18 protein-coding genes, 1 tRNA gene and 1 pseudogene are annotated in these 24,815 nt (G+C 67.4%); 9 read left to right on the top strand and 11 right to left on the bottom strand.

Going from position 1 to position 24,815, the window contains the following annotated elements:
• The first annotated feature begins 513 nt into the window (after positions 1-513).
• The 3 genes from ACFXJL_RS12855 (at position 514) to ACFXJL_RS12845 (ending at position 3,808) form a co-directional block, all read left to right on the top strand.
• Positions 514-1,656 carry a low temperature requirement protein A gene (locus tag ACFXJL_RS12855; protein WP_384692128.1) on the top strand — a complete coding sequence of 381 codons (1,143 nt, stop codon included), beginning with the start codon at positions 514-516 and terminating at the stop codon, positions 1,654-1,656.
• A 12-nt stretch (positions 1,657-1,668) separates the two neighbouring features.
• On the top strand, positions 1,669-2,742 hold the full coding sequence (locus tag ACFXJL_RS12850; protein WP_384691784.1) for a P1 family peptidase: 1,074 nt from the start codon (positions 1,669-1,671) through the stop codon (positions 2,740-2,742).
• 142 nt (positions 2,743-2,884) lie between these two features.
• The gene (locus tag ACFXJL_RS12845) at positions 2,885-3,808 is read left to right on the top strand and encodes a DUF6227 family protein (protein ID WP_384635737.1); all 924 of its coding nucleotides are present in this window, start codon (positions 2,885-2,887) and stop codon (positions 3,806-3,808) included.
• Positions 3,809-4,160: 352 nt separating this feature from the next.
• Here the strand turns inward: ACFXJL_RS12845 and ACFXJL_RS12840 are convergent, their stop codons facing one another.
• On the bottom strand, positions 4,161-5,735 hold the full coding sequence (locus tag ACFXJL_RS12840) for an MFS transporter (protein WP_384691780.1): 1,575 nt from the start codon (positions 5,733-5,735) through the stop codon (positions 4,161-4,163).
• Positions 5,736-5,797: 62 nt separating this feature from the next.
• On the opposite strand from ACFXJL_RS12840, the gene ACFXJL_RS12835 reads away from it, so the two are divergent.
• Positions 5,798-6,757 (top strand): YafY family protein, encoded by a 960-nt coding sequence (locus ACFXJL_RS12835; protein WP_358877211.1) that lies wholly within the window; start codon positions 5,798-5,800, stop codon positions 6,755-6,757.
• A gap of 240 nt (positions 6,758-6,997) precedes the next feature.
• On the opposite strand, the gene ACFXJL_RS12830 is transcribed toward ACFXJL_RS12835, so the two are convergent.
• A complete protein-coding gene (locus ACFXJL_RS12830; protein WP_358877210.1) occupies positions 6,998-7,999 on the bottom strand; it encodes a sigma-70 family RNA polymerase sigma factor in 1,002 nt (333 codons plus the stop codon).
• 149 nt (positions 8,000-8,148) lie between these two features.
• Here ACFXJL_RS12830 and ACFXJL_RS12825 point away from each other — a divergent pair.
• Positions 8,149-8,667 (top strand): annotated as a pseudogene (locus tag ACFXJL_RS12825) (GNAT family N-acetyltransferase); the annotation flags it as partial.
• A gap of 160 nt (positions 8,668-8,827) precedes the next feature.
• The gene (locus ACFXJL_RS12820) at positions 8,828-9,877 is read left to right on the top strand and encodes a questin oxidase family protein (protein WP_384691776.1); all 1,050 of its coding nucleotides are present in this window, start codon (positions 8,828-8,830) and stop codon (positions 9,875-9,877) included.
• A gap of 165 nt (positions 9,878-10,042) precedes the next feature.
• Here ACFXJL_RS12820 and ACFXJL_RS12815 read toward each other — a convergent pair whose 3' ends face one another.
• Positions 10,043-10,843: a class III extradiol ring-cleavage dioxygenase gene (locus ACFXJL_RS12815; RefSeq protein ID WP_358877207.1), complete on the bottom strand. Its 801-nt coding sequence runs from the start codon at positions 10,841-10,843 to the stop codon at positions 10,043-10,045.
• Positions 10,844-10,933: 90 nt separating this feature from the next.
• Between ACFXJL_RS12815 and ACFXJL_RS12810 the strand changes: the two genes are divergently transcribed.
• Entirely contained in the window at positions 10,934-11,449 is a 516-nt protein-coding gene (locus tag ACFXJL_RS12810) for a MarR family transcriptional regulator (protein WP_358877206.1), read from the top strand.
• 219 nt (positions 11,450-11,668) lie between these two features.
• Here the strand turns inward: ACFXJL_RS12810 and ACFXJL_RS12805 are convergent, their stop codons facing one another.
• Positions 11,669-13,207, bottom strand: a complete 1,539-nt coding sequence (locus ACFXJL_RS12805; RefSeq protein ID WP_384635726.1) for an MFS transporter — start codon at positions 13,205-13,207, stop codon at positions 11,669-11,671.
• A gap of 323 nt (positions 13,208-13,530) precedes the next feature.
• On the bottom strand, positions 13,531-14,184 hold the full coding sequence (locus tag ACFXJL_RS12800; protein WP_358877204.1) for a TetR/AcrR family transcriptional regulator: 654 nt from the start codon (positions 14,182-14,184) through the stop codon (positions 13,531-13,533).
• 275 nt (positions 14,185-14,459) lie between these two features.
• On the opposite strand from ACFXJL_RS12800, the gene ACFXJL_RS12795 reads away from it, so the two are divergent.
• Positions 14,460-15,743, top strand: a complete 1,284-nt coding sequence (locus tag ACFXJL_RS12795; RefSeq protein WP_358877203.1) for a M6 family metalloprotease domain-containing protein — start codon at positions 14,460-14,462, stop codon at positions 15,741-15,743.
• Positions 15,744-15,773: 30 nt separating this feature from the next.
• Here ACFXJL_RS12795 and ACFXJL_RS12790 read toward each other — a convergent pair whose 3' ends face one another.
• Positions 15,774-17,408 carry a class I adenylate-forming enzyme family protein gene (locus ACFXJL_RS12790; protein ID WP_384692125.1) on the bottom strand — a complete coding sequence of 545 codons (1,635 nt, stop codon included), beginning with the start codon at positions 17,406-17,408 and terminating at the stop codon, positions 15,774-15,776.
• Positions 17,409-17,872: 464 nt separating this feature from the next.
• Between ACFXJL_RS12790 and ACFXJL_RS12785 the strand changes: the two genes are divergently transcribed.
• A tRNA-Arg gene (locus ACFXJL_RS12785) sits at positions 17,873-17,945 on the top strand.
• A 47-nt stretch (positions 17,946-17,992) separates the two neighbouring features.
• Here the strand turns inward: ACFXJL_RS12785 and xerC are convergent.
• The 5 genes from xerC to ACFXJL_RS12760 form a co-directional block, all read right to left on the bottom strand.
• Complete coding sequence (xerC, locus tag ACFXJL_RS12780) at positions 17,993-19,150, bottom strand: tyrosine recombinase XerC (protein WP_384691771.1); 1,158 nt, start codon at positions 19,148-19,150, stop codon at positions 17,993-17,995.
• 105 nt (positions 19,151-19,255) lie between these two features.
• A complete protein-coding gene (locus ACFXJL_RS12775) occupies positions 19,256-19,411 on the bottom strand; it encodes a hypothetical protein (protein ID WP_384635676.1) in 156 nt (51 codons plus the stop codon).
• Between the two features lie 32 nt (positions 19,412-19,443).
• The gene (locus tag ACFXJL_RS12770; RefSeq protein WP_384691767.1) at positions 19,444-21,378 is read right to left on the bottom strand and encodes a phenylacetate--CoA ligase family protein; all 1,935 of its coding nucleotides are present in this window, start codon (positions 21,376-21,378) and stop codon (positions 19,444-19,446) included.
• Positions 21,375-21,641 carry a hypothetical protein gene (locus ACFXJL_RS12765; RefSeq protein WP_384635670.1) on the bottom strand — a complete coding sequence of 89 codons (267 nt, stop codon included), beginning with the start codon at positions 21,639-21,641 and terminating at the stop codon, positions 21,375-21,377. Before ACFXJL_RS12765 ends, ACFXJL_RS12770 begins: the two co-directional genes overlap by 4 nt.
• Before the next feature lie 191 nt (positions 21,642-21,832).
• Positions 21,833-24,211, bottom strand: coding sequence for a TIR domain-containing protein (locus ACFXJL_RS12760; protein WP_384691764.1), 2,379 nt, complete (start codon positions 24,209-24,211; stop codon positions 21,833-21,835).
• Positions 24,212-24,815 lie beyond the last annotated feature (604 nt).

Here is a 24,815-nt window from a genome sequence, read left to right as displayed (position 1 = left end):
CTCGGAAGCCGGGCACACGGGAAGCAGACGCTTGAGAACCGGGTGGCGCGGTCATCGAGCCCTCGCAGCCAGGGCCTCCCGAGCTCATCGTGTGCCTTGGGCGTCCCCACACCGAGGGGTGATCGTTTAGCCCACTCGGCCGGGCTGAGAAAGCCGAACAGCCGCCGGAGGTGCGCGTCTCGGTGCTGGGCGGGGTGCCTCTGCTGTTCTGGACCCATGATGTCTCCTGGCAGCTCGGACACCCCGGGCCACCCCCGTGATCCGAACGCCTCGGACACATAGGGAGTACCCGAACCGCCGCTCGACCCCATCGAGCGGCCACCGCAGGCGGCAGGTGTCGACGAGCCCACCGGCTCCGGTCCCCCCGGGAGTACGGGTTCCACACATGGCACCGGGCCCGCAGGGTCTACGGGAGCTGAGGCGGCTGCTCCCCCCACCGTGGGCAAGGCGGATGGCCCCGACTCCACCGATGGAGCCGAGGCGACGGACGAGGGCTATGGGCCGCTGCGTCCGATGGTCCCGCGGCGAAGGGACGAGCCCCACCGCTCCGCCACCCCGTTGGAACTGTTCTTCGACCTCTGCTTCGTCGTCGCGGTCGCTCAGGCGGGCCTCCAGTTGGTCCACTCCCTCGCCGACGGCCATCCCGGCAGCGGTGTCATCGGCTACGCCTTCGTCTTCTTCGGCGTCTGGTGGGCCTGGATGAACTTCACGTGGTTCGCCTCGGCGTATGACTGCGACGACGTGCCCTATCGGCTCGCCACCCTGGTACAGATCGCCGGTGTCCTGGTCTACGCGGCCGGGATCCCACGGGCCTTCAGCGACAACGACTGGGCGATCGCCGTCTCCGGCTACCTGATCATGAGGCTGGCGTTGGCCACCCAGTGGCTGCGCGCCGCCGCGGCCGAACGGGGGCAGGCCCGGTCGACCGCTCTGACGTACGTGGTGGGCATCGCCCTGTGCCAGGCCGCCTGGGTGGTGCTGCTGTTCGCGCCGCAGGAGTCCCGGCACTGGCTCTTCCCCGTGGTGCTCGTGGCCGAACTCCTGGTGCCGCTCATCGCCGAGCGGCACCACGAAACGCCCTGGCACGCACACCACATCGTGGAGCGCTACGGGCTGTTCACCCTGATCGTGCTGGGCGAAACGATGGCGGCGAGCACGGTGGCCGTGCAGTCGGCGCTGGACGAGCACCAGGCGGTCGCCGAACTACTCCCGATCGCCGGCGGTGGGCTACTGATCATCTTCTCCGCCTGGTGGATCTACTTCGCCGTACCGGCGCACGAGCGGCTGATCTCCAATCGGCAGGCGACCCCCTGGGGTTACGGCCATGTCCTGATCTTCGGCTCCGCGGCGGCGATCGGAGCGGGGCTGGAAGTGGCGATCGAACACGCAGTGGGCGTGGCGCACATTTCGGAGGTGGCCGCTGCCGCCGCGGTCACCATCCCCGCAGCCGTCTTTCTGCTGATCGTCTGGTTGTTGCACGCGCGGCACTTCGAGCGTGGCCCCTTGGAGCAACTGCTGCTCCCGCTGGCAGCGCTCGCGGTGTTGGCCGTCACCTTCGCCGGTGGCTGGGCGGTCCTTGCGGCAGGTCTGGTGCTCGCTGCGACGGTCGCCGTCGGCGTGACGACCAGCTCCCGCTCCCATGCCCTGACCACGTGATACGCAAGGGGAATGAGTGATACGACCAGGATCGACGCCCTGACCGATGTGACGGGGCTGCGCGTCGGCCATGCACAGGTGCCCGGCGCTCTCGCGCTCAGCGGCACCACCGTCGTACTCGCCCCCGAGGGAGGTGCGATCGCCGCCGTCGACGTACGCGGAGGAGGACCCGGCACCCGGGAGACCGATGCGCTCGATCCACGCAATCTGGTCCAACGCATCGAAGCCGTCGTTCTGACCGGAGGCAGCGCCTTCGGTCTGGATGCGGCGTCTGGGGTGATGGCGTGGCTGGAGGAGCAGGGCAGAGGCGTCCCCGTGGGCGCTCCGGGGCAGGTGGTGCCCGTGGTACCGGCAGCCTGTGTCTTTGACCTCGGCCGTGGCGGTGACTGGCACGCCCGGCCGGATGCTTCCACCGGGCGGGCGGCCGTGGTGGACGCGGCTGGTTCAGCGCTGGGCGCACCCGTGGCCATGGGCACGGTCGGAGCCGGCACAGGGGCCGTTGCAGGGGGCCTCAAGGGGGGAGTCGGGACCGCGAGCGTTGTGGTGGAGGGGATGGCGGCGGACGGCGCCGGGATCACCGTGGCCGCCCTGGTGGTGGTGAACGCCGTGGGCTCGGTGGTCGATCCACTGACGGGCTTGTTGTACGGGCAGCATTTCACCGGCGTCAACGGCGGTGCCGAGCGGGCCCATCCGCCTTCCCCGGCTGTCCATGCCAGGGCGGTGCACCGGCTTGCGGAGGCAAGGGCAGCCAGTGGCCCCGCGCCACTGAACACGACACTCGCGGTGGTCGCTACCGACGCTGCGCTGACGCGTGCGCAGGCGCAGAAGCTTGCAGGCACGGCGCACGACGGCATTGCGCGCGCCGTCCGTCCGGTGCATCTTCTGAGTGATGGAGACACGGTCTTCGCGCTCGCCACCGAGGAGGTGCCGCTTCCGTACGAGGACCCACTCGCTTTCAACAATGTGCTGGCTGCGGGCGCGGACGTGGTCACAGAAGCGATCGTCAAGGCGGTTCTGGCAGCAGAAGGGACCAGCACCCCAGGTGGCTCATTCCCCTCGTACGGGGAGCTTTACGACATCAACTGATCCAGGCAGTATGCCGCTTGTTAAGGCTGCGGGAACTTCACAAAGAGTTCCTTCGTTTTCCCGAAGCCGGGACGCACCGTCAGAGCCAGGGGCTACTTTTAGCAATCAACAAGTTACGTGTGGCGACGGCCAGGAGACCCCATTGAACGATCCGCATGAGACAACCGAGTCGCACATCGCGCGGCTTCTGGGTCGGGCGCTCAACTCCTTCGAACTGCCCGATGCCACGATCGAGAGACTCGATTCGGCTCTGGCGCACGCGAGTTCGCTCCATTCATCGCATCACAGCGGCACGCTCGACCGGGCGACCTACCGTCACGCCTACCTCCTCAGTGACGGCAGCGACCTCGTGCTGTGGGAGTTGGTGCACAGCTCCGGACCCGCGGGCCCCGAGCAGCACGAGTTGTACGAGGAGGAGGCGGAGGTCCGGCTTGCCGCGTCCCGCCTACCCGCAGGATTCCCGGGCTTCGCCGATGACGAGGCCGCCGGCCCATACGACACCGCAGAGACCGACCCGCACCACACGGACCCACGGTCAGCGGCACCCTCCGGCAGTGCGACCTTCCCGGAGACGGCCGGTCTCCTGGAAGCCATCGCCGACCTCGAAGCCGCTCAACTCATCGGCCCGATCGGCGGACCGGGCGGGGACGAGCAGTCGCTCGGCCAGTCCGGCATCGACGCCGACTTCGCCCTGCTCGCCCGGCTGCTCGCCGCGCCTCCCGCCCCGCTTCCCAGGATGTACGTACCGGACAACTCGGCGGACCATGCGCGGCGCGTGTTGCGCCGCGCGGAGAACGTCGACCGTCCGGGCGAGGAGACGGCTCAGGTACTGCGGTCGGCCTTCGCGCACCACATCACCCAGGTCTTCGGACAGCAATGCCTGATGGCGGGCAAGGACGCCGGATTCACCCTGTACGAACACGCCTTCCTGCTGTTCGACGGAACCGAGTTGAGTCTGTGGGAGGTGGAGCACACCCTCACCCCCAACGGACGCCATATGTGTGAGGTCTATGGATCCGAGCACCGTGCACGAGAGGCCATGGAGCACCGGTCCCGAGTCCGCTGACCGTACATCCGGGTGTGTTGACCACCGCACGGCCTTCATGTCCCGGGATCGGTAGGCAACTCGGTAACCCCCCACGCTCAGCCTTCAACCACGTCAGACAGCCCTCATTCGACCCTCTTCAGCCAGCCCATGGTCCCAGCCCATGGTCCGAGGCCCGAGAAGTCGTCTCTCCGCCCTCGCCCAGAACCTTCATCCAGCTGCCTCCGTGTTGGAGCCGGCAGACGGTCTTCGACTGCGCGCGCCAAGGGAGCAAGGAGAAGGGCCCGACACGGGACACGTCCCCCGTCGAGCCGCTCGTCCATCTTCGGCAACCGCCGTGCCCCGCCCTCGAAGGACACCCCTCAGCCGCGCCTCAGTGCGTCATCGCGGGCTTCTTCCCCAGGCCGGTCCCGCCGGCAGCACCCGGGCCCCCCGAACCGTCGCCCTCGTCGCTCTCGGCGCCCTCATTGGTGCCCTCGCCGTCCTGCATCCCTTCCAGATGCTGCTTGGGCCTCGCGGGCAGCGCGAACATCACCACGAAGATCAGGGCCAGGATGCCCACGACCCACCACAGCGAGTTCTGGAACGCCTCGCCGAACGCACGCCCCACCATCTGTGGAGCCATCTCCCGTTCGTCGATCGAGCCGAAGAAGACCACCGACACCAGGGCGAGTCCGAGCGCGTTGCCCATCTGCTGTGTCGTGCTGATCAGGCCGGAGGCCGAACCTGCATGGCCTCGGGGCACATCGGAGAGCACGGCGTCCGTCAGCGGCGCCACGATCAGGCCCATCCCCACGCCCATCACCACCAGGGGCGCCATCATCTGCCAGGAGTTGATCTCCGCCCCGTAGTGGTCGGCCTCCCAGATGTAGAGCAGCATTCCGGCAGCCATGGTCAATGCACCCGCCTGGAGCACCTTGCGGCCGAAGCGCGGCACCAGCTTCTGCACCGACAGGCCGGCCGCCACCGACACGGCGATGGAGAAGGGAACCCCGGTCAGACCCGCCCTCAGGGCGCTCCAGCCGAGCCCGATCTGCATGTACAGCGTCCAAACCAGGAAGAAGATCCCGCAGACGATGCCGAAGACCAGTTGCACGGCGATACCGGCGGCAAAGCTCTTGACCGTGAACAACGAAAGCTCGATCAGCGGTGAACCGTCCTTGCGTGCTTTGTACCGCTCGTACGCCACCAGGGCGGCGAAGACGACGAGGCTGCCCGCCATGCACAGATGTCCCCACAGCGGCCAGTCCAGTTCACGGCCACGGGTGAGCGGGTAGACGAGCATCAACATCGCACTGGTGACCAGGACGACACCGATGATGTCGAGACGCAGCGCCTTGGGGGCACGCGACTCGGTGATGTACTTCCGGCCCAGGATCAGCCCCGCAATGCCCACCGGCAGGTTGATCAGGAAGATGGGGCGCCACTCCAGCCCAAAGAGGTTCCACTCAGTCAACAGCGCGCCCAGCAGGGGACCGGAGACAGCTCCGAGCCCGACGATCGCACCGAACAGGCCGAAGACCTTGCCGCGTTCGTGCGCGGGGAAGGTGGCGTGCACGATGGCGAGGACCTGCGGAACCATCAGAGCGGCTGTGGCTCCCTGGAGCAGTCGGGAGGCAACCAGCATCTCCGAGCTCGCCGCGAGCCCGCAGAGCGCGGAGGCAAGGGTGAATCCGGTGATGCCGATGAGGAAGAGCCGCTTGCGCCCGTAGATGTCGCCGAGTCGACCGCCCGTGATGAGGCCGGCGGCGAACGCCAGCGCATAGCCGGCGGTGATCCACTGGATCGCGCCGAAGGAGGCGTCGAGGTCCCTTTCGATGCTCGGGATGGCGATGTTGACGATGGTGACATCGACGAGGTCCATGAAGGCCGCGGTCATGACGATGGCGAGGGCGATCCACCGTCGCCTGTCTGAGGCCGCATCAGTTGCGGGGGGCTGTGAACTCATGAGGAGGAAACTAGGCCCTCAATAGGTCAGATGATGTCCTAGTCAGCGGTCATCCTTGGCCCATGACCGACACTCCCGCACGTCTGCTGAATCTGCTCTCCCTGCTCCAGACCCCGCGCGAATGGCCGGGCAGCGAGCTCGCCCAGCGCCTGGAGGTGAGTCCACGGACGATCCGACGCGATATCGACCGACTGCGGGACCTCGGCTATCCCGTCGAAGCGACCAAGGGGGCGATCGGCGGGTACCGGCTGGTGGCCGGGAGCGCCATGCCCCCGCTCCTCCTCGACGACGAGGAGGCCGTTGCCATAGCGGTGGGGCTGAGAGCGGGGGCGGGCCATGCGATCGAAGGGATCGAGGAAGCCTCCGTACGGGCGCTGGCCAAGCTGGAACAGGTGCTACCGGGGCGGTTGCGGCACCGGGTCACCTCGCTCCAGTCGGCCACCGTGCCGCTGACCAGAGGGGACGGCGCGACCATCGACCCCCGAACGCTGACGGTGATCGCGGGAGCAGCGAGCGGGCAGGAGCGGCTGCGCTTCGGCTATCGGGCGGGGGACGGTACGGAGACGAACCGGCTGGTGGAGCCGTATCGGCTGGTGTCGACCGGGCGCCGCTGGTACCTGGTGGCATACGACCTGGCGCGAGAGGACTGGCGCACCTTTCGCGTCGACCGGATATCCGAGCCCTTCGCCACAGGTGCACGCTTCCCCGCGCGGGAGCTTCCCGGCGACGGGGCGCAGGAGTTGCTGGGACACTCCCTCGCACGTCAACAGCCACACGAGGTGGATGTGGAGTTCTTCGCCCCGCCGTCGGAGGTGGCGGCCAAGCTTCCGGAGTCGCTCGGGGTGCCGGTGGGGACGGCGGACGGTTGCCGGGTGCAGGGACGGTCGATGGACTCGGTGGAGTGGCTCGCGGTGCGGCTGGCATTGGTGGGGTGTGAGTTCCGGGTGCACTCCCCGGCGAGGCTGGTGTCCTACCTGGCGGAGCTGGGCGATCGCGTGACCCGCGCCGCCTCGGGGAGCTGACGAGGAGAGCCCCCCGAAAGGTCCCAGCGGGACTCGCCCCGGTCGGGGCCGGGATCCGACCAGCCGGACTCTTCCCGGTCGCCCCGGGGCAGGGGCCAGGGCTGCCCATTCGGACGGCGGCGGTCCAGCTGGACCCGACCGGGCGACCTCGGGAATCCGACCCGGGCGACCTCGGGAAAGGGAGGACCCCGAGACCAGGGGGGGGGTGGGTCTCGGGGTCCGTCTAGGGGGCGCGGTGGGTCACGCGGCTGCGTCGAAGCCCGTGTCCCGCGCCATTTTCTTCAGCTCCAGCAGTGCGTGCTTCTCGATCTGCCGAATGCGTTCGCGCGTCAGTCCGTGTTCCTTGCCGACCTCGGTCAGCGTCCGCTCGCGGCCGTCCATGATCCCGTACCGCATGCGGATGATCGAAGCCGTCCGCTGGTCCAGCTTGCCGATCAGATCGTCGAGCCCCTCGCTGCGCAGCAGCGTCAGGACGGACTGCTCCGGGGACACCGCCGAGGTGTCCTCCAGCAGATCGCCGAACTGGGTCTCCCCGGCGTCGTCCACCGCCATGTTGAGGCTGACCGGGTCTCGCGCCCAGTCGAGCACGTCAATCACTCGCTCCGGCGTCGAACCGAGCTCCGCAGCGACCTCGGCGGGCTCAGGATCGCGGCCCTTCTCGCGGTTGAACTCGCGCTGGACCCGGCGGATGCGCCCGAGCTCCTCCACCAGGTGGACGGGGAGCCGAATGGTCCGGGACTGGTCCGCTATGGAGCGGGTGATCGCCTGGCGAATCCACCAGGTGGCGTACGTGGAGAACTTGAAGCCCTTGGCGTAGTCGAACTTCTCGACCGCGCGCACCAGTCCTGCGTTCCCCTCCTGGATCAGGTCGAGCAGGGGCAGACCGCTGCGCGGGTAGCGACGGGCGACCGCCACCACGAGTCGTAGGTTCGAGCGGATGAAGACGTCCTTGGCGCGCTCGCCTTCGGCCACCAAAGCCTCAAGCTCCTCGCGCGTGGCACCGCCTGCTTCGCTCTCGACCTCTTTCTCAAGGATCTGCCGGGCGTACACCCCGGCCTCAATGGTCTGGGACAGCTCGACCTCCTTGGCGGCGTCGAGCAACGGTGTACGCGCGATTTCATCGAGGTACATGCCGACCAGGTCGCGGTCGGCGATCTCCCCGCCTACTGCGCGAACGCTGCGTACCCGGTCGGTGGTCCCTTTGTTCTCGGACTGGCGACGGGCGACGGCACGGGTTGCCATGCGAGCTCCCTTTGCTGAGTTAGTCGCGACACCCTTTCGGGTGCCCTGCATCCGATGGAATCAACGACTGGAATCAAGACAGAATTCCCGTGGATCACTTCAATTTTTAAGATCTTGCAGTACCCTGTCGCCCCACCAAAGGAGGCTCTATGTTGCGGGAACGGACAGATGTGCAGGTCAGAGCCGATGGTGAGGCCGATCTGAAGGCGCTGACGGAGCTCTACAACCACTACGTCCGCGAGACGGCGATCACATTCGACATCGCCACCTTCACCCCCGAGCAGCGTTTGCCGTGGCTGCGTTCCCACCCTAAAGACGGCCCGCACCGTCTTCTGGTTGCTCGTGCCCTCACAAATGATGATGAACACTCTGAAAACCAGTCCCAAAACGAGGGTGTACTGCTCGGGTGCGCAACCAGCAGCGCCCTGCGGCCCAAGGCCGCATATGAGACCTCCGTCGAGGTGAGCGTCTATTGCGCTCCCGAGGCCGGCGGTCTTGGTATAGGAACGCTTCTGTATGAGCACTTGTTCCGGGCCCTCGCCGATGAGGACGTCCATCGCGCCTATGCGGGGATCACACAACCCAACGAGGCGTCGACCAAGCTCCACGCGCGATTCGGCTTCCGCCAGATCGGCACGTATACCGAGGTCGGGCGAAAGTTCGGACGGTCCTTGCGCCACACACATCGACTGGTACGAGAAGCGACTGAGCGGGACTCAACTACGCCCCGAGGGGCCCCCGGGTCCAGGGGCCTAGGACCACAGCGGTCCACAGGTCTAGGCCCACAGCCCGTTACGGTCCGGCACTGCCACGCCCTAGCGTCCCCCCATGGACACCACCGGCACTCTCGACGAAGCACTGGACCGCATCCATCTCAGTGGCCCCGAGCGCCACGGCTGGCTGAGCAACCACGCACCGATGGCGGTCGAAGCGTTGGTGCGCCACGGTCAGGCGCGGTCCGTTCACCGATGGGTCGACCACTACCGCGACAAGCTGGAGGAGATGCCGCCGCCGACCGCCCTGATCACCTCCGCCGACTGGCCGAGTGCGCTGGGCGACCCGCGCCGCATCGCCGACTGGGCGCTGTACTTCGAGCACGAGGTCATCGAACGCCCTTGGCGCGAGGTGCTCGCCGAGTGGTGGCCCCGACTGCTGCCGGGCATCGCAGGCGGCGCCACCCATCCGGTGATCAGGGTCGGCCATGCCGTTCGCACTCTGCTGTCTGGTCCCCAGACGGACCCGCGCACCGTCGAGTTGGCCCATGCGCTGGGATATTGGGCGGCCCGCCATGCGCCGCTGCCCCCTTTGGGGCGTCTGGGGCCTGCCTCCAGCGCCGCCGTGGCGCTGGACCTCGTCCCCGCTGTACCGGACCAGTCGGGCGGCATCGAGGCAAGACTTGAACGTCTGACCGCATTTCCCCAATGGCCCGCCCCTGACGCCCTCGTTGACAGTGCATCAGGACCGATGGTCCCGGCCTCCGCCGCCGAAGCGGCACACACTCGGCTCATCGAACTGGTGACTGCGGCCACCCATCGCTACGCCACGCACGGGCATGGCGAGCCGGTGATGCTGGTGCACGCCGCCACTGCGCCCAATGCGGTACTGCGGACACTGCCCGCGCTCCCCCGGGGGCTCTGGGCGCCCAGCCTGTCCGCTGCCTGGGCGGCGAGTGCCGCGGTGACCGCCGCGTACACCCCGGCCACCCGTGCGGCGCTTCCGGCGATGACGGACGCGTCCCCGGAAGAGATCTTCGAGCGGGCGGCGGCGCACGGTGATGACCACACGATCAAGTTCACGGACACGGCCCTCGATGTCGGCGACGGGCTCGCGCTGACGGCCGCCGTACGGTCGATCGAGCTGAACGTCCCTTTCCTGTAGCCCGACAAGCCGGGTGCGCCCGACAACTCAGGTGCGCCCGGTCAGCCGGGAGCGCCCGATTTCCGACCGGCCGGCCAGCCGAGCCAGGCGCCTCTGGCCGGACAGGTCAAGTACGTCGCACAGGTCACGCAGGCCAGGGCGCAGAGGTCTGGAAGGTCAGGAAGGTCAGCCGAACTGCACCGAGCGCTTGGCCAGTCCCATCCAGAACCCGTCGATCACACTGCGCCCGGTCTGCAACTCACCCTCCGACGCCCCGAGAGTGACGAAGAGCGGGGCGAAGTGCTCCGTACGCGGATGGGCGAGCCGACCGGCCGGGGACTTGTTCTCGAAGTCCAGGAGCGCGTCGACGTCGGATGCGGCAAGTGCCCGTTGCCCCCAGTCATCGAACTCCACCGACCAGCCCGGCACCCCCGAGTGCCGCAGTGCGGCCAGGTTGTGGGTGAAGAACCCACTGCCGACGATCAGCACCCCCTCGTCCCGCAGCGGTGCCAGCTTGCGTCCGATCTCCATCAGCTTCTGCGGGTCGAGGGTGGGCATGGAGATCTGTAGCACCGGAATGTCAGCGTTCGGATACATCTCCACCAGCGGAACGTAGGCGCCGTGATCCAAACCGCGGTCCGGAATGTCCTGCACCGGGTGACCTGCACCCCGAAGCATCTTCCTCACGGAATCGGCCAGCGCGGGAGCGCCGGGCGCCTGGTAACGCACCTCGTAGTAGTGGGCCGGGAAACCCCAGAAGTCATAGACGAGGGGCACGGTCTCGACCGCCCCGAGCGCCAGCGGCGCCTCCTCCCAGTGCGCGGAGACCATCAGGATCGCCTTGGGTCGCGGCAGGTCAGCGGACCAGTCGGCCAGCTGCCCGCGCCACAGGGGGTCATCGGCGAGCGGGGGCGCGCCATGGGAGAGATAGACGGCCGGCATGCGCTCCGACGCGGGGACGAAGGGGGTGGCGGGGGTGGCTGACATATCCGGATCCGATCTACTTGAAAGTTCAAGCTCAGCATCAGAGTAAGCGAATGTAGTTCAACTTTCAAGAACTCGTCGTAGAGTGGAGTTATGAACACGGCATCCCCCGGCGGCGACGAAGGCCCCACGCGCTGGCTCACCGCTGATGAACAGCACGTCTGGCGTGCTTACATCCACGCCACCATGCTCCTGGACGACCACCTCGACCGCCAGCTACAGCGGGACGCGGGGATGCCCCACATCTACTACGCCCTCCTCGTCCAGCTGGCAGGCGCCCCGCACCGACGCCGCCGGATGACGGAGCTGGCCATCGCCCTGAAGATCACCCGTTCCCGGCTCTCCCACGCCGTGGCGCGGCTGGAGAAGAACGGCTGGGTACGCCGGGAGGACTGCCCCTCCGACAGGCGCGGGCAGAACGCGATCCTCACCGAGGACGGCATGCAGGTGCTGGAACGGGCCGCGCCCGGCCATGTGCACGCCGTCCGCCAGGCGATGTTCGACCGGTTGACGCCACAGCAGGTGGAGCAGCTGGGCGAGATCATGCGGGTCCTGGCGGAGGGCCTCCAACCGCAGGACTCGGGCGCCGATCTGCCCTGGCTGCGCTGAGGCGCCCGCCAGCCGCCTGGAACCCGCGGAGAAGCGACACCCGGCACTTCACCCCATGCCTTCCGTAGCCCCGTAGGTCTCATACGTCTCCAGCCATCTCGCATATCTCGCGTATCTCAACGAGCTCGTCCATGCCGAAGGGCCCTGTCCGGAGCAGCTCCGGACAGGGCCCTTGATCTCGTACCTCGTGCGCTCACTCCATCAGCGCGGCGTGACCGATCAGTGCATCGCGACGGGCACGCGCACCTCGTCACCCGGCGCTCCATCGCCATCACCGGAGGATGCCGGCCCCATGTCGGGACGGCCGGTGTTGATCAGAGCGAACGAGATGATCGCCGAGGTGACCAGGATGCCGACCGCCCACCAGATGGCGGACGAGAAGCCGTGCACCATGCCCTGGAGCTGGAGCAGCTGCTGATCGCCCGCACCGGCCGCCCGCGCGGCGATGTACGAGGTGGTGGCCGATGCGGCGATCGTGTTCAGCAGCGCCGTACCGATCGCGCCACCCACCTGCTGGGAGGTGTTGACCATCGCGGAGGCGACTCCGGCGTCCCGCGGGTCGACCCCGTGCGTGGCGAGCGACATGGCCGGCATGAACGCCGTACCCATGCCCAGGCCCAGCAGCAGCTGTGCCGGCATGATCAGACCCGCGAAGGAGCTGTCGATCTCCAACTGGGTCAGCAGCAGCATGCCGAGCGCTGCGACCAGGAATCCCGGGGTCATCAGCATGCGCGGCGGGACCCGGGTCATCAGTCGGGTGCCGATCTGCGTCGATCCGATGATCATTCCCACGATCATCGGCATAAAGGCGAAGCCCGTCTTGACCGGTGAGTACTCCTTCACGATCTGTAGGTAGAAGGTGAGGAAGAGGAAGAGCCCGAACATGGAGATGACCGCGAGGCCCAGCGAGAGGTAGACCCCTCCCCGGTTGCGCTCGGTCAGAACGCGCAGCGGCAGCAGGGGCGCCTTGACCTTCGCCTCCGTGATGACGAAGGCGGCCAGCAGCACGGCGGAAGCCACGAACATGCCCACGGTCAGGCCGTCGGACCAGCCGGAGTGCTCGGCGCGGGTGAAGCCGTAGACCAGCGCCACCAGACCCAGCGTGGACAGGACGACGCCGGGGATGTCGAGCGAGGCGCGGTTGCGGGCACCGGCGGGCTCCCGGATGACCAGGTACGCACCGACCGCTGCGACGATCGCGAAGGGGATGTTGACGTAGAAGGTCCAGCGCCAGTTCAGGTACTCGGTGAGGAATCCGCCGAGGATCAGACCGACCGCGCCGCCACCACCGGCGATGGCGCCGTAGATGCCGAACGCCTTCGCGCGCTCCTTGGCGTCGGTGAACATGACCGCGAGGAGCGACAGCGCCGCGGGGGCGAGCAGAGCGCCGAAGACACCCTGGAGGGCCCGGGCACCGAGCATCATCGCCTCGCCGTTGGCGGCGCCACCCAGCGCGGAGGCAACGGCGAAGCCGATCAGTCCCACGATGAAGGTGCGCCTACGGCCCCACAGGTCGGAGATCCGGCCGCCGAACAGCAGCAGTCCACCGAAGGCGAGTGCGTAGGCGGTGATGACCCACTGCCGGTTGCCGTCGGAGATCCCGAGGTCCTGTTGGGCGGTGGGCAGGGCGATGTTCACGATCGTCGCGTCGAGCACCACCATGAGCTGGGCCAGGGCGATGAAGACCAGGGCTTTCCAGCGCTGGGGATCAGAGCGAGGTATTTCAGCTGTTTCAGCTGTTTCAGCTGTTTTCGGCATGGGTGTAGCCACCTAGCGTGCGGAGTGGTCAAAACGATCAAGTTCAAGATTGGGTTCGGCGGGGCGGACCCCACCGGTGATGCATGAGCGTCGGACAGCCCGAGCCCCACGGGCTCGTCGGACGCACGGCTGGTCAGGCGCCTGACTCACGACTGTGTGGGTCTCGGGGCGCCATCAGCGCTCGGTCGGCCGTCCCGAAGATGCATCACCCCGGCCGCATCGGGCAGTTCCCCAGGGTGTCGGGCAGCGACTTGGTTCCCGTGGCGGGCCGCTGCGTCAAGCGGTGCGCCGGGACGGGTAGGAGTCCGGTCAGAGTCCGGTCATCAGCATGCCCCCGGTCCCCGTAGATCCTCCAAGGTTATTGCCCGACCGGAGAGCTGCGAACGAGCGGGCGCCTCCAGACCGTCCAGGTAGACCTGGAGGTGGCGGTGTACGAAGTGGTCCAACTTCGTGCATCCGGTACCGGGGAGCGGTCGTGTCAGTTGCCCCAGGACCACCATCAGATCCCCGAGCGCGACGTCCTTGCGCATCCGCCCCGCGGCCTGGGCCCGTTCGATCAGTTCTCGTACGGCGCCATCGAGCCGATCACGCCCGGCCAGCAGGTCGGGGTGCTCCCTGTCGAAGGCTCCGGTGATCATCAAGCAGAGCGCCCCGATGCGTTCGTCGGCGGCGGCGTGCACGAATCGACGGACGGCGGCGAAGGGATCGCCCTCTTCCGCGGCCTGCCTCACCTGCTCGTGGATGCGGTCCAGGACCGACACCACGACAGCATGGACGAGTGCGGCACGGTCGGGGAAGTGGCGGTAGACCGTGGCATTGCCGACACCTGCCGTACGGGCGACCTCGTCGAGCGGCACGTGCGGCCCCAACTCGGCGAACATCTCCCGCGCTGCTTGGACGATCCGTTCCCGGTTGCGCAGGGCGTCGGCGCGCGGCCGGGCGACCTGTCGCACGTTCGTCTCTGCAGCGGTGCTCACGCGCCCACTCCCTCTCCTCACCCATCCCCGACAACCGGGGAGCCGGTCCCCGCTTCCGGGAGACGTTAGTCGAAACGGGGAACCGATCCCCACTTATTTCCCACCCTCATGTGATGTGGGTCACCCCCACCGCGAGGTGCGTCCCTGGGGATCCGCCCTCCTCCCGATGTCCCACGAACGGCCCACCGGGCGAGCGAGCCGACACCACCCGTCACAGGCTGATGCACAGAGCGCAGCGAGGTCCGGCCTGCTGCCGCGGACCCGAAGGCGGATGCATGCACCCCACACGCCACCGGATACGCCCCGCGCACAGGACCCGCCGCTTCATCGTTCCCGCCGCCGTCGCCGCTCTCGCACTCGCCTCCCTCACCACCGCGAGCGCGACCCTCCCCTCCCCCGCCCGGGTCTCCGCAGGCCCCGTGGCAGCCCCCGACGAGACCGGAGTCGGACCGTGCAGGCTCCCGCCCGCGCTGGGAATCCAGATGTCGGAGGGAGTCCCCACCCCGGCCGGCTACTCGCCCTCCATAGGCAAGGTCCGAGCCCTCAACCTCATGATCGACTTCCCGGACGCGGAAGGAGAGGGAGAGGCGCTGGACCGCCTCGCCGAGTTCTTCCCCCAGACGTCCGACTGGTTCCGCACCAGTTCGTACGGGCGGCTGGACTACCAACCCCACGCACCGGTCACCGACTGGCTGCGGATGCCGCTGCCGTTCGAGGAGTACGGGATAGAGCGCGGATCACCTTACGAGCCCGGGTACCGCAAGCTGGTCGAGGACATCGTCCTGGTCGCCGACGAAGAGGTCGACTTCAGCGCGTACGACCTGCTCAATGTCATCGTCACCCCGAACGCGGGCCCGTCAGCCCTGGACACCGTGCTCTCCGTGACCTTCTCGGGCAACGCGGAAGCCCCGGTGGCCGACGGAGTACCGCTGGCGAACACGTCCTTCGTATACAGCCGCCAAGACGACGGCTCGGGGTCCTACGCCGAGACCGGCTACCGCGTCCTGCCCCATGAGAACGGCCATGTCTTCGGCCTGCCCGACCTCTACACCTCCGAGGGCGGCGGAGCCGTGGGGCACTGGGACATCATGTCCGAGGACTGGGGGGCCAACAACGACCTGCTCGGCTGGCACAAGTGGAAGCTGGGCTGGCTGGACACGCACCAGATCAGCTGCGCCTCCGTGCCCGGAACCACCGAGCACACCCTGACTCCCCTGGCCACCGCCGGCGGCAGCAAGATGACCATCGTGCCGCTGACCGAGGACGAGGGGTATGCCATCGAGGTCCGCACCAGGGCGGGCAACGACGAAGCGGTGTGCCGACCCGGGGTGCTGATCTATCGCGTACACGCCGGAGTGGACACCGGCCAGGGCCCGGTGACCGTCGCCGACAGCGAACGCGACAGCGGGGGCTGCACCCGAAGGCCCAACGTCCACGCGGAGCTCTCGGACGCGCCCTACCGCCCGGGCCAGACCTTCACCGACGAGAAGAACGGTGTGGAGATCTCGGTCGTGAAGGAGGAGGCGGACCAGTACCGGGTGCGCATCACCCGCTCATGAGCCCGAGCGAGTCCCGACGCCCGTCGCACCTCATCCTTTCTCACGCTGCACTGCCCGATCGCGCAGAACCCCACGAAGGATCTTCCCGGTCGCGTTCCGGGGCACCTCGCCAAAGCTGACCAGGGTCGGCACCTGGTAGGCGGCGATCCGGCCGTCCAGCTGACCGGTCAGCTCCGCCACCGTGACGGCGGCCCCCTCGTGCAGCCGGATCACCGCCGCGACCTCCTCGCCGAGCCGGCTGTGCGGCACCCCGAACACGGCGGCATCAGCGACGTCCGGCAACTCATGGAGGGCCGCCTCCACCCGGGCGCAGTACACGTTCTCGCCACCGCGGACCACCACGTCCTTGATCCGACCTGCAAGGGTGACGCGCCCCTCCCGCACGGTCGCCAGATCACCCGTCCTGAGCCAACCGTCCGCGAAGACGGCCCTGGTGGCGGCCTCGTCACGCCAGTAGCCGCGCATCACCGACTGCCCGCGGAGTTGCAGTTCACCGGGTTCCCCCTCGGGCAGCGGTTGCCCGTCCGTCCCGACGACCCGCACCTCGATCGCGGGAGCGGCCGTGCCCGCGCCCTCGGGCTCGTCCCGGTAGGCCCCACCGCTGAGGGCGAGCACTCCGCCGCTGGTCTCGGTGAGCCCGTACCCGGTACGGGGCTCGATCCGGCTTCCGTACCGTGCCACGAGCCGCGCCACCAGGGCCGGAGGCGCGGCAGCCCCACCGGTGGACAGATGGGTGAGGGTCGCCAGCCCGTCGCCCAGCCGATCAGCGGCGTCCAGCAGGTCGAGCGCGGCCGTGGGCACCCCGGAGAAGTGGGTCACGCCGTGTTCGGCGATCAGCCCGAGCGCGGCATCGGCGTCCCACTTCCGCATCAGTACGAGGGTCCCGCCGACGCTCATGGTCGAGTACAGGGCGGTGAAGGCGGCGACATGGAAGAAGGGGTACGTCATCAACGCAACGGGCGCGGGCCCCTGCCCCGGGAACCGCCCACTGCCCAGAGCGGCCAACGCCGCGTGATAGCGCGGATGCTGGGCCGCCCCCGCCTGCGCGAGATGGGTGGCCACCGCGCCCCGGGGCGATCCGGTGGTCCCCGATGTGTAGAAGATGGTGGCATCGTCCTCGGCCCGTACCTCGACCTCGGGCGGGGCGCTTCGGGGATCTGCCTCGGGAAAGTCCTCGTACCGCTCGACGCCATCGGACACCACACCGTGCCGAAAACTGACGGCACACGCCCCGACGCGCTTGCGCCAATCGTCGACGAGCGCCAATCCCTCCCCATCGACGAGCAACACCCGCGGCGCACAGTCATCGAGCGCCGCTTCCACCTCGCCCGCCGTCCACCAGGTGTTGAGCGGTACGGCGACCAGCCCGGCCAACTGCGCCGCCCAGAAGGCGATCTGCCACTCCGGACGATTGCGCATCACGATGGCGGCCCGGTCCCCGGGCCGCAGTCCGTACTCCCCGACGAACCGCCGCGCCAGGGCACAGGCGGCGGCGAGGAACTCGCGGTAGGTGTAGGAAGCGCCATCCCCGACGAGGAACACCCGGTCACCGAATCCCCAGGTGACCTCGACGAACTCCACCAGCGTCCGCGGCCCGTCCGCGTAGAGCAGCCCACCGTCCTCCCCCCGCACCACGGCAAAGGGAGCCCCGGGCCCGGTGAGCATCCGCACGGCCCTGCCCTCGGCGTCCTCGGCATACGACACGGCTGCCCTCACTCCTGACGCGGCCACTATCTCGGGATTCCGGACGTCGACACCCTCCGGATACATCGCGGCCACCTTGCCGCGTGGCCGGTCCCATGGTCAACGGCGCTGGCGGACGGGTGGGCGTACGCGTATGCGGGCCTCAGCGGGACCGGCACAGGGGGAGACTCCCGATCGAACACCCTCAACCCGTCGCGCTTCCCCCCCTCTCGCGCACCCGGTCTCCGCCGCGCACCCCACCCCCTTGCCGGGACCCGAATGCACCCCACCCGGAACCCTCCGGTACCGACCGCGACCACCCGCTAGACTGTCCGCGGTGACCAGCCCGCAAGGGCCAACCCACCACACACCTGTCGGCAGGCTGCACCGAAAGCCCGTCCCGCCACCCGGGTCGACTTAGGAGCTCAGCTTCCCGACGGAACCCCGCCTTCGTAGCTCAGGGGATAGAGCACCGCTCTCCTAAAGCGGGTGTCGCAGGTTCGAATCCTGCCGGGGGCACAACGCTTTACCGCTCTGACCTGGGGTTTCTTCCTCAGGTGGGAGTTCTATTCGGCCTCGGACTCATCGTCCGGGGCCGTTTGCGTGGGCGGTGCGTGCGCGGACGGAGAGTTGATCTCCTGAATTTCTCCCAAACGATCAACACCATTCGGCACGATCTCCGGGTCGGGCTCCACCGCCTCGTCGGGCTCGGGCTGGGGCTCGGCGGTGGGCCGTGCGCGCGGTACGAGCCGGGCCGCAGCCTCGGCGATGGCGAGGTCCGCTTCGGGAACAGGCTCGTGTATGTGTCGGCCGTGATGGTTATGGAGGAGTGGCAGCATCTCCTGGATGTCCTTCAGGTCGGCTCCGGCCGCGCGGGCCAGGGTCGCGGCACCGTGGCGCAGGTCGTGGAAGCGGATCGGCGGGAGGCTGATCTCCTCATACAGCTCGATAGACCGGCGGGTGACGTTGGCGGGGTGGCGGAGTTCACTGTTCTCCTGGGTGAAGACGCGGCCGGTCTCCACCCAGGCGCTCCCCCACCTCTCGCGGTCCTCGTCCTGCTGAACGCGGTGGCGGTTCAGCGCGTCGACCGTGTCGGAGTCCAGGGCGATGGTGCGCGCGCAGGAGTCGGTCTTGGGGTCGTCCTCGTACACCTCCCAGCCATCGACGACGAGTTGCTTGGCGACGGTGATGGACCCGGTCGCCAGATGCGTGTCCATCCACTTCTGTCCGCACGCCTCGCCGCGTCGCAGTCCGCGAAACACGGTCAGGTGGAACAGCGCGTACAGGCGGTCCTCGGCGACATGGTCGAGGAAGAGGCCGGTGTGCTCAGGCGTCCAGACCATCACCGGGGAGGGCTTCTCACCGGTGCGCTTCCAGTACAGGATCCGCCTGTCCGTCCAGACGAGGGCCTTGGGGCGCTTGCCCGCTTCCAGCTCGACGTGGGTGGCCGGGTTGAAGGTGATCAGCTGCTGGGCGATGGCAGCGTTCAGCGCGGCTCTGAGAGTGGAGCGGGCCCGCTGGCGTGTGGCCGCGCCGACGATCCGGCGGTAGGACTCCATCCCGTCTATGGCGGCCTTCATCACCTTGCGATGAGCGCGGTGCTCGCGGCCCTTCCAGGGGATCTGTGCGAGGTCCTCGAACGCCTTGCGCCTGGCCGCGTTGCCTTCGGCTATCTCGACGTTGGCCTCAGCGATGGCCTCGAACAGCTCCGACAGGTGGACCACCCGAAGACGGTCGAGCCGGAGGTGCCCGATGCGCGGCTTGAGGTGGACACGAATGTTGCTCTCATCGCGACTGATCGCGCTCCGGCGCCTTTTCTTGCCGGCCAGTCACATGTCCAGCCAGTCCCCGACGGTGAGGCGGCTGGTCAGGTCGAGGCCGTGGGCGAGGCGCCGCCGAGTGGCCTCGATGTCCGGCAGCGGTGACTTCTCGTCGGCGACCAGCTCCAGAAGGGGCGGCGATCCGTGCGAGCCCCTCAGGGTCATCGCTCACGGGCAGCCACTCGAAACCCCACGAGCTACAAGAAGTTCCTGAGCCATCGCACGCAGGACAGGGCGTCCAACAGAAATTGGTCCGCCTCCGGTGTTCCGGCCATCGGGGGCGGTCGGTGCTCGCGGCCGACGGAAAAAGCGTTTGTGATCCCAATGGCGTTGGGCACCCCGGACTCAACTACCAGCCGCAGGATACTCCGGGCTGCAGTCACGCGAATTCCCTCGCACAGGAACTTGTAGCGGAGCGCGTCAAGGCAGAAGCGCGAGGCGAGCCAGGCGTCCCGGAGGGGATCTGTCCGCGTCCGGTCGGCCGAGGTCAGCCTCGTCCAGAGGATGTTCTCCGCGGTCTGCGCCCAGAACATCCCCTCAGCCACCAGAGCTTCCGCAGTCGGCCATGCCACTCCTGCCTGCTCCAGAGAGCCCAAAACAGCGTGACGTTCAGACAGAAGCCGACAGGCGACGAGCGGTGTTCGGGCCACCGCGGCGGCCTGGGTGACGTTCACTCTCAGGGTGGCTACATGCCGGTTCATGGCCGTCGCACGGGAGCGCCAGTACGCGCCATACGGGTCACCGTCGACGACGATGGTCATGTCGATGTCGCTGAAGCGGCTGACAGAAGCGGGGTCGAGTGCTGATCCTGTGAGGGCGACCGCTAGGACATCTCGCTCTCCAGCGAGCAGCTTTCGAGCCCAAGCCGCGATTTCCCCAGGCGCCGGAAGCGCGGGCACCCCGGGCTGTTCTACATCAGTCACTCCTGCCCTGCGTGGTGCTTCTGCCTGCGGCCCATCGCCAGTCAGAACACTTGGCACCTGCAGAGTGCGGACCGTCAGTTCGACCCCGAGCAGGCTTCTGAGCGCGGCAGCGACCACCGTACGCTGTACGTTCGAGGCTGGCCGCTCGTCTCGGTGCTCTAGTACCACCTCGTCACCCTCGCGGACGACGCGAGTCACACCCAGGTCAAGTTGTCTGCAGAGCTTGGCAAGATCGATCATCCGCAGGCCCCGGCCACTCGGGCCGGTAACCAACACATGCTCGGACCGGGCCATCAGCAACCGCAGCCGAGGGCCGGAACGTGGACAGTCGCAGGGACCGTCGACCCAGACTCCCGTGTCTCCGGTCAGGTAGCGGATGAGCGGCATCGCGTGGTTCGCGAGAGGGGTCACGGCAATGTCGCCGGGCACGCCGCTCGATAGCGGGAGCCCCCCGTCTCCGATCACTTCCAGGAAGGCGCCGGTCTCATCTACGTGATAGTTGCCGGTCTCCCCGCATTCGTGTCCGACGATACCGGCCTCGGCGAGTGTGTAAAGCGCGGTGACAGGACAGCCAAAGGTCTGTGCCACCCGTGCGCGAACGCCCGGTGTGACGTGTTCGCCGGAGAGGACAACTAGTCGCGGTGGTGCGAGTCGGCCTGACCATCGGCCTAAACGGTCGCACAATGCGGCCATCACACTGGGCATGGCGGTGATCACCTGCCCTGCCAACTCTTCAACGGCATAGCTGAACTCCTCGTCGGGCAGCTGCCACGCACGACTGAGATTCCACTTCGACAATCTCGTGTTGGGCGGTTCAGGCGCCACTGAGGTCCGGGACACTGACGCCAAATGGAGCGTCAGGTGAAGGATCGCGAAACCGGTGCGGGATCCGACATGTCTTTCCACATGCCGCATCAAGGAGGCGAGTTCCGCTCGCTGTGCCGCTTCGTCAACGACGATCTCCAGTGGTGACCCAGTTGTCCCCGTGGTGTGGACGGTGCGCCAGCGCAGCGGGTCTCCCTCCGTTGACCACAGACGGGGCCGCTCCCGTCTCACCTTGTCCCGCTGCAGCAGGGGGAGCCGACGGAGGACGGCGACCGCGTTGTCATGCGTGACGGGAGTCTGGGGAATCAGGCCTTGGTAGTACGGGACATAGCGGCGAGCGTGGTCGAGTAGTTCAACGAGAGCCGTGGTCGTGCTGTTGGTCATTGCGGGAGCCAATCGATGGCTTCGTGGTCGACGTCCGACAGAAAAACGGACATTTCCTCTATGTCATGACCGCTGGAGACCCAGAAGTGTGAGAAGGCGGCCGCGTTGCCGTCCTCTTCCCTATTTTTCGCAGGTGACGGACGCAGGGCTCCACTTCGGTATTCCATCATCCTGATCAGCTTGTGAAGCTCCGCAGACGATCCTCCCTCAGCAGACCACCGGCGCAGCAAATCCGCCTGGAATCGCTCGGTGTCCAGGATCACCTCCGACCCCCCTGCCCCATGGGCCGGCAGCAGCAGATACGTGACGAGGAGGGCACCCGTGGCCTTGCTCAAGCGGGTGGGAGCGGCCTCCAAAAACGCCTTCCGGAGGTATCGAGGCACTCGCGCTCTGCGCAAGACCGACTTCATCACCCGTGCTGGTGAATTACGGCCTGCACCTCTTGCCCACCTCACTAATCCGCCCGACCTGTCCGGGGACGGGATCCTGCCCTCAGATTCTCCAGACGCCACACCAGACGGTCTACTGCCGCCCGTACCACGGGGTCGTTCGCCTGCGCCAACGCCGCCTGCCTGGCTACTTCTAGGGCCCGTGCGGTAAATCCCTGACTTTCGTACACCAGCGCGAGTGCATGCAACGCGCGCGGCAGATCGCTGTGCACCGAGAGTGCACGCATCTCCCGCACCACCCGTTCCAGGCGAAGCGTGGACGCCTCACTGCTCCCCTGCTTGAACTCGCATATCGCCAGGCTCGTCTCCGCGTCCATTCGGTGCCGAGGGTCGGCTTCGTCTCCGCCCGCGGTTAAGGCTGCACGATAGGCAGCCACAGCCTTCTTGTACTTTCCCCGGCGCAGATGGACGTTTCCTTCCAGTTTATGTGCAATCAACAGACCGCCCGCGTCATCGTCGCGCATCCGCAGCTCTACGCAACTTTTCAGTTCCCGCAACGTGGACTTGTCATCTCCCTGCAGATAGGCGAGAAATGCCCGCAAACCCGCCAAGTCACCCTGCATGGAACGCGAGTCCAGTGTGCTCGTGACGGTTTCGGCTTCACGTACGAGATCCCAGGCAGTGCGGTTGTCGCCGAGCTGCCCTACTTTGCGCGACATGCGGACACGCAGGTTCACTCGTGCCGCGTCGTCCCGCAGGTGGTCGGCGGCGCTAATGAGGGCCCTGGCGAGTAGTACGTACTCCTTCCAGAAACCGCCGACGTTAAGCCGGTCGAGAAAGCCTAGAGGAACGGTTTCCCGCAGTTCACGCCACAGTCCGGCGGAGACCAGCATGAGCACGGTGGGCGGCAATGCACGGGCTATGGACGCGAGGGTCGTGTCATCCGCCTCTCTGACAGCCTCGCCGAGTTGGACCGTGACATCGAACAGCGCCGCTCGCCGAGCGGACGGGTCAACGATGTCGAGCGCCTCCGTGACAAGCCGCGGTACCTCGATAGCGTCGGCGATATGACTGACAAGGCAGCGACTGGCCAGGTCCTGCAGGGCGGGGGTGAAGCCGGGCGGCAGCACCACCCCGGCCTTCAGGAGATCTGCAAGCGGCACCTGATCGAGCACCACAGCATGGGCTAGGGCTCCCCGGTGTGCGACAGGCAGTTGGGAGACGACCGTGGCCACCAGGGTCCGCACGGAGAGGACATCGGCCGGCAGCTCGGGATCGACAAGCAGGGGCGTCGGTACGAACCTGGTGTGTGCTAGGAAGGTTCGCAGTGCGAGCGGATGAGAGAGCACGTCGCCCGGAAGTCGGTTGGCAATGTCTTCAGGATCAACCGACAGGCGCATGCTCTTCACGACATGGGTGATGAACTCGATGCTCTCCTGTCGTGACATTGAGGGTACGACCACATGACCGACCTCATGACTGGCGCCAAGATGACCTCGCGCGGTGGCCAGAACCAGGGCTTCCGGTAGCGACGCGAAGGCCCGCAGCACCGTGTCTGCGAACGGGCCGGAGTCAAGGTCGTCCAACAGCACCAAGAGCCGTTCGTCGGCCACTTGGCTCAACAGTAAAGCGAGCGCTTCCGGCCATTCCTGCCGGTACAGGTCCTCCACGGCAAGCCCCTTGCCGAAGGTGGTGGCCAGCCAGGTGTTGACCTCGTCCACGAGGTAGCGCGGCTCTATAGCCGCCGTCCCGCCCACTGGTAGTGCGAGAACGGTCCGGCCCGAGCGATTCTCGTCGGCTACGTCGCACAGAGCGCTGGTCTTGCCAACGCCCGGCAATCCGTACAGCACGAGGGGTGAGCTGCCTGCTGCGATTGCTCTACGAGCCGCTTCCACGACGGAAACGCGCCGCCAGTTGCCCGCGATGACGTTGAAGCGTGATCGGAAGTATGTCTGGGCTGACTCTTTCGACGCGACTGCCGGGGGTGGAGGGCCCGGGGCCTCCCCGCGTATGCCCGCGATGATGCCTTCAAATTCGAGGATGCGGTCCTGTTCAAGACTCTGACGGTAGTCGCAGGCGGCGAACCGCCCCAGGAAGGGGACAGATCTCCAGGCCGAATCGGCGGAGCCGGGCAGCAGGATGGGAACGATGCGCATGGTCTCGCCCCTGACCCGCTTTTCGATCGCGGCGTGCACTTCCTCACTCTGCCAAGGACCGAAACCGTTCGGGCCACACATGACAAGACAGCACGGGGTGCTGTCCAACGCCTCGCTCAGGGCTTCCTGCCATGGCTCGCCTCGCACGAGACACCAGTGGTCGAGGAACACATGAAAGCCCCGCTCACGGAGTTCCTCGGCAAGCGTCTGTACAACGTCCAGGTCGGCGGAGTTGTAGCTGATGAACGCGTCATATGTCAGCGTGGGCCGTAAGTCTTCGTTCCGCACCGATGCAGGGTCCCCTCGATGGACATGACCGACGATCCATACGAACTGCTGAACAGCGGGCCGAGCCGATCCTCACACCCATGACAGCTACGGATCGAGGCATCGGCGCCCTTCAGGATATCTGGTGGCCAAGAATCCCATGCTCGGACGCCAAGGCTTGGTCGGCCATGAACGGGCTCATGGATTCGGCTTGGCATTGCCCGCCGCCACGGTCGGCGAGGCGACCAGCCGACACCCGCAGACCGGGCTCCGTTGGCAGATAGGGTTTCCGCGAGACGAGTGCATCGACCAGCGCGGAGCCAGAGGACGTCATTGGGAGAGATGCGGCTGTTGCAGGAGCCGCCCCAAGACAAGACCGAGCTGGACGAACTGACTCAGCGGATCAGATCCAGAAGACAATGAGTACAAGATCGACCACCACCAAAGCCCCGCAGAACAGGACGAGCGTCTGAGACAGGACCGCGCCGCGAAGCGGGGTGTCAGCGAACCACCGGTAGCAAGCCGCACCCGACCATGCGTGAGCGGACTGCCAGGCATGGGGCGTCATGAGCAAGACCGGGCGGGCAGCCGTACGGCGCTGATCAGGGGAAACAGCACCGCTTGG

The organism is Streptomyces sp. NPDC059256, from assembly GCF_042753785.1.
In the GTDB taxonomy this organism is placed as follows: Bacteria; Actinomycetota; Actinomycetes; order Streptomycetales; family Streptomycetaceae; genus Streptomyces.
Note: the sequence above shows the minus strand (reverse complement) of the source record. Positions and strands in the feature narration are given on the sequence as shown.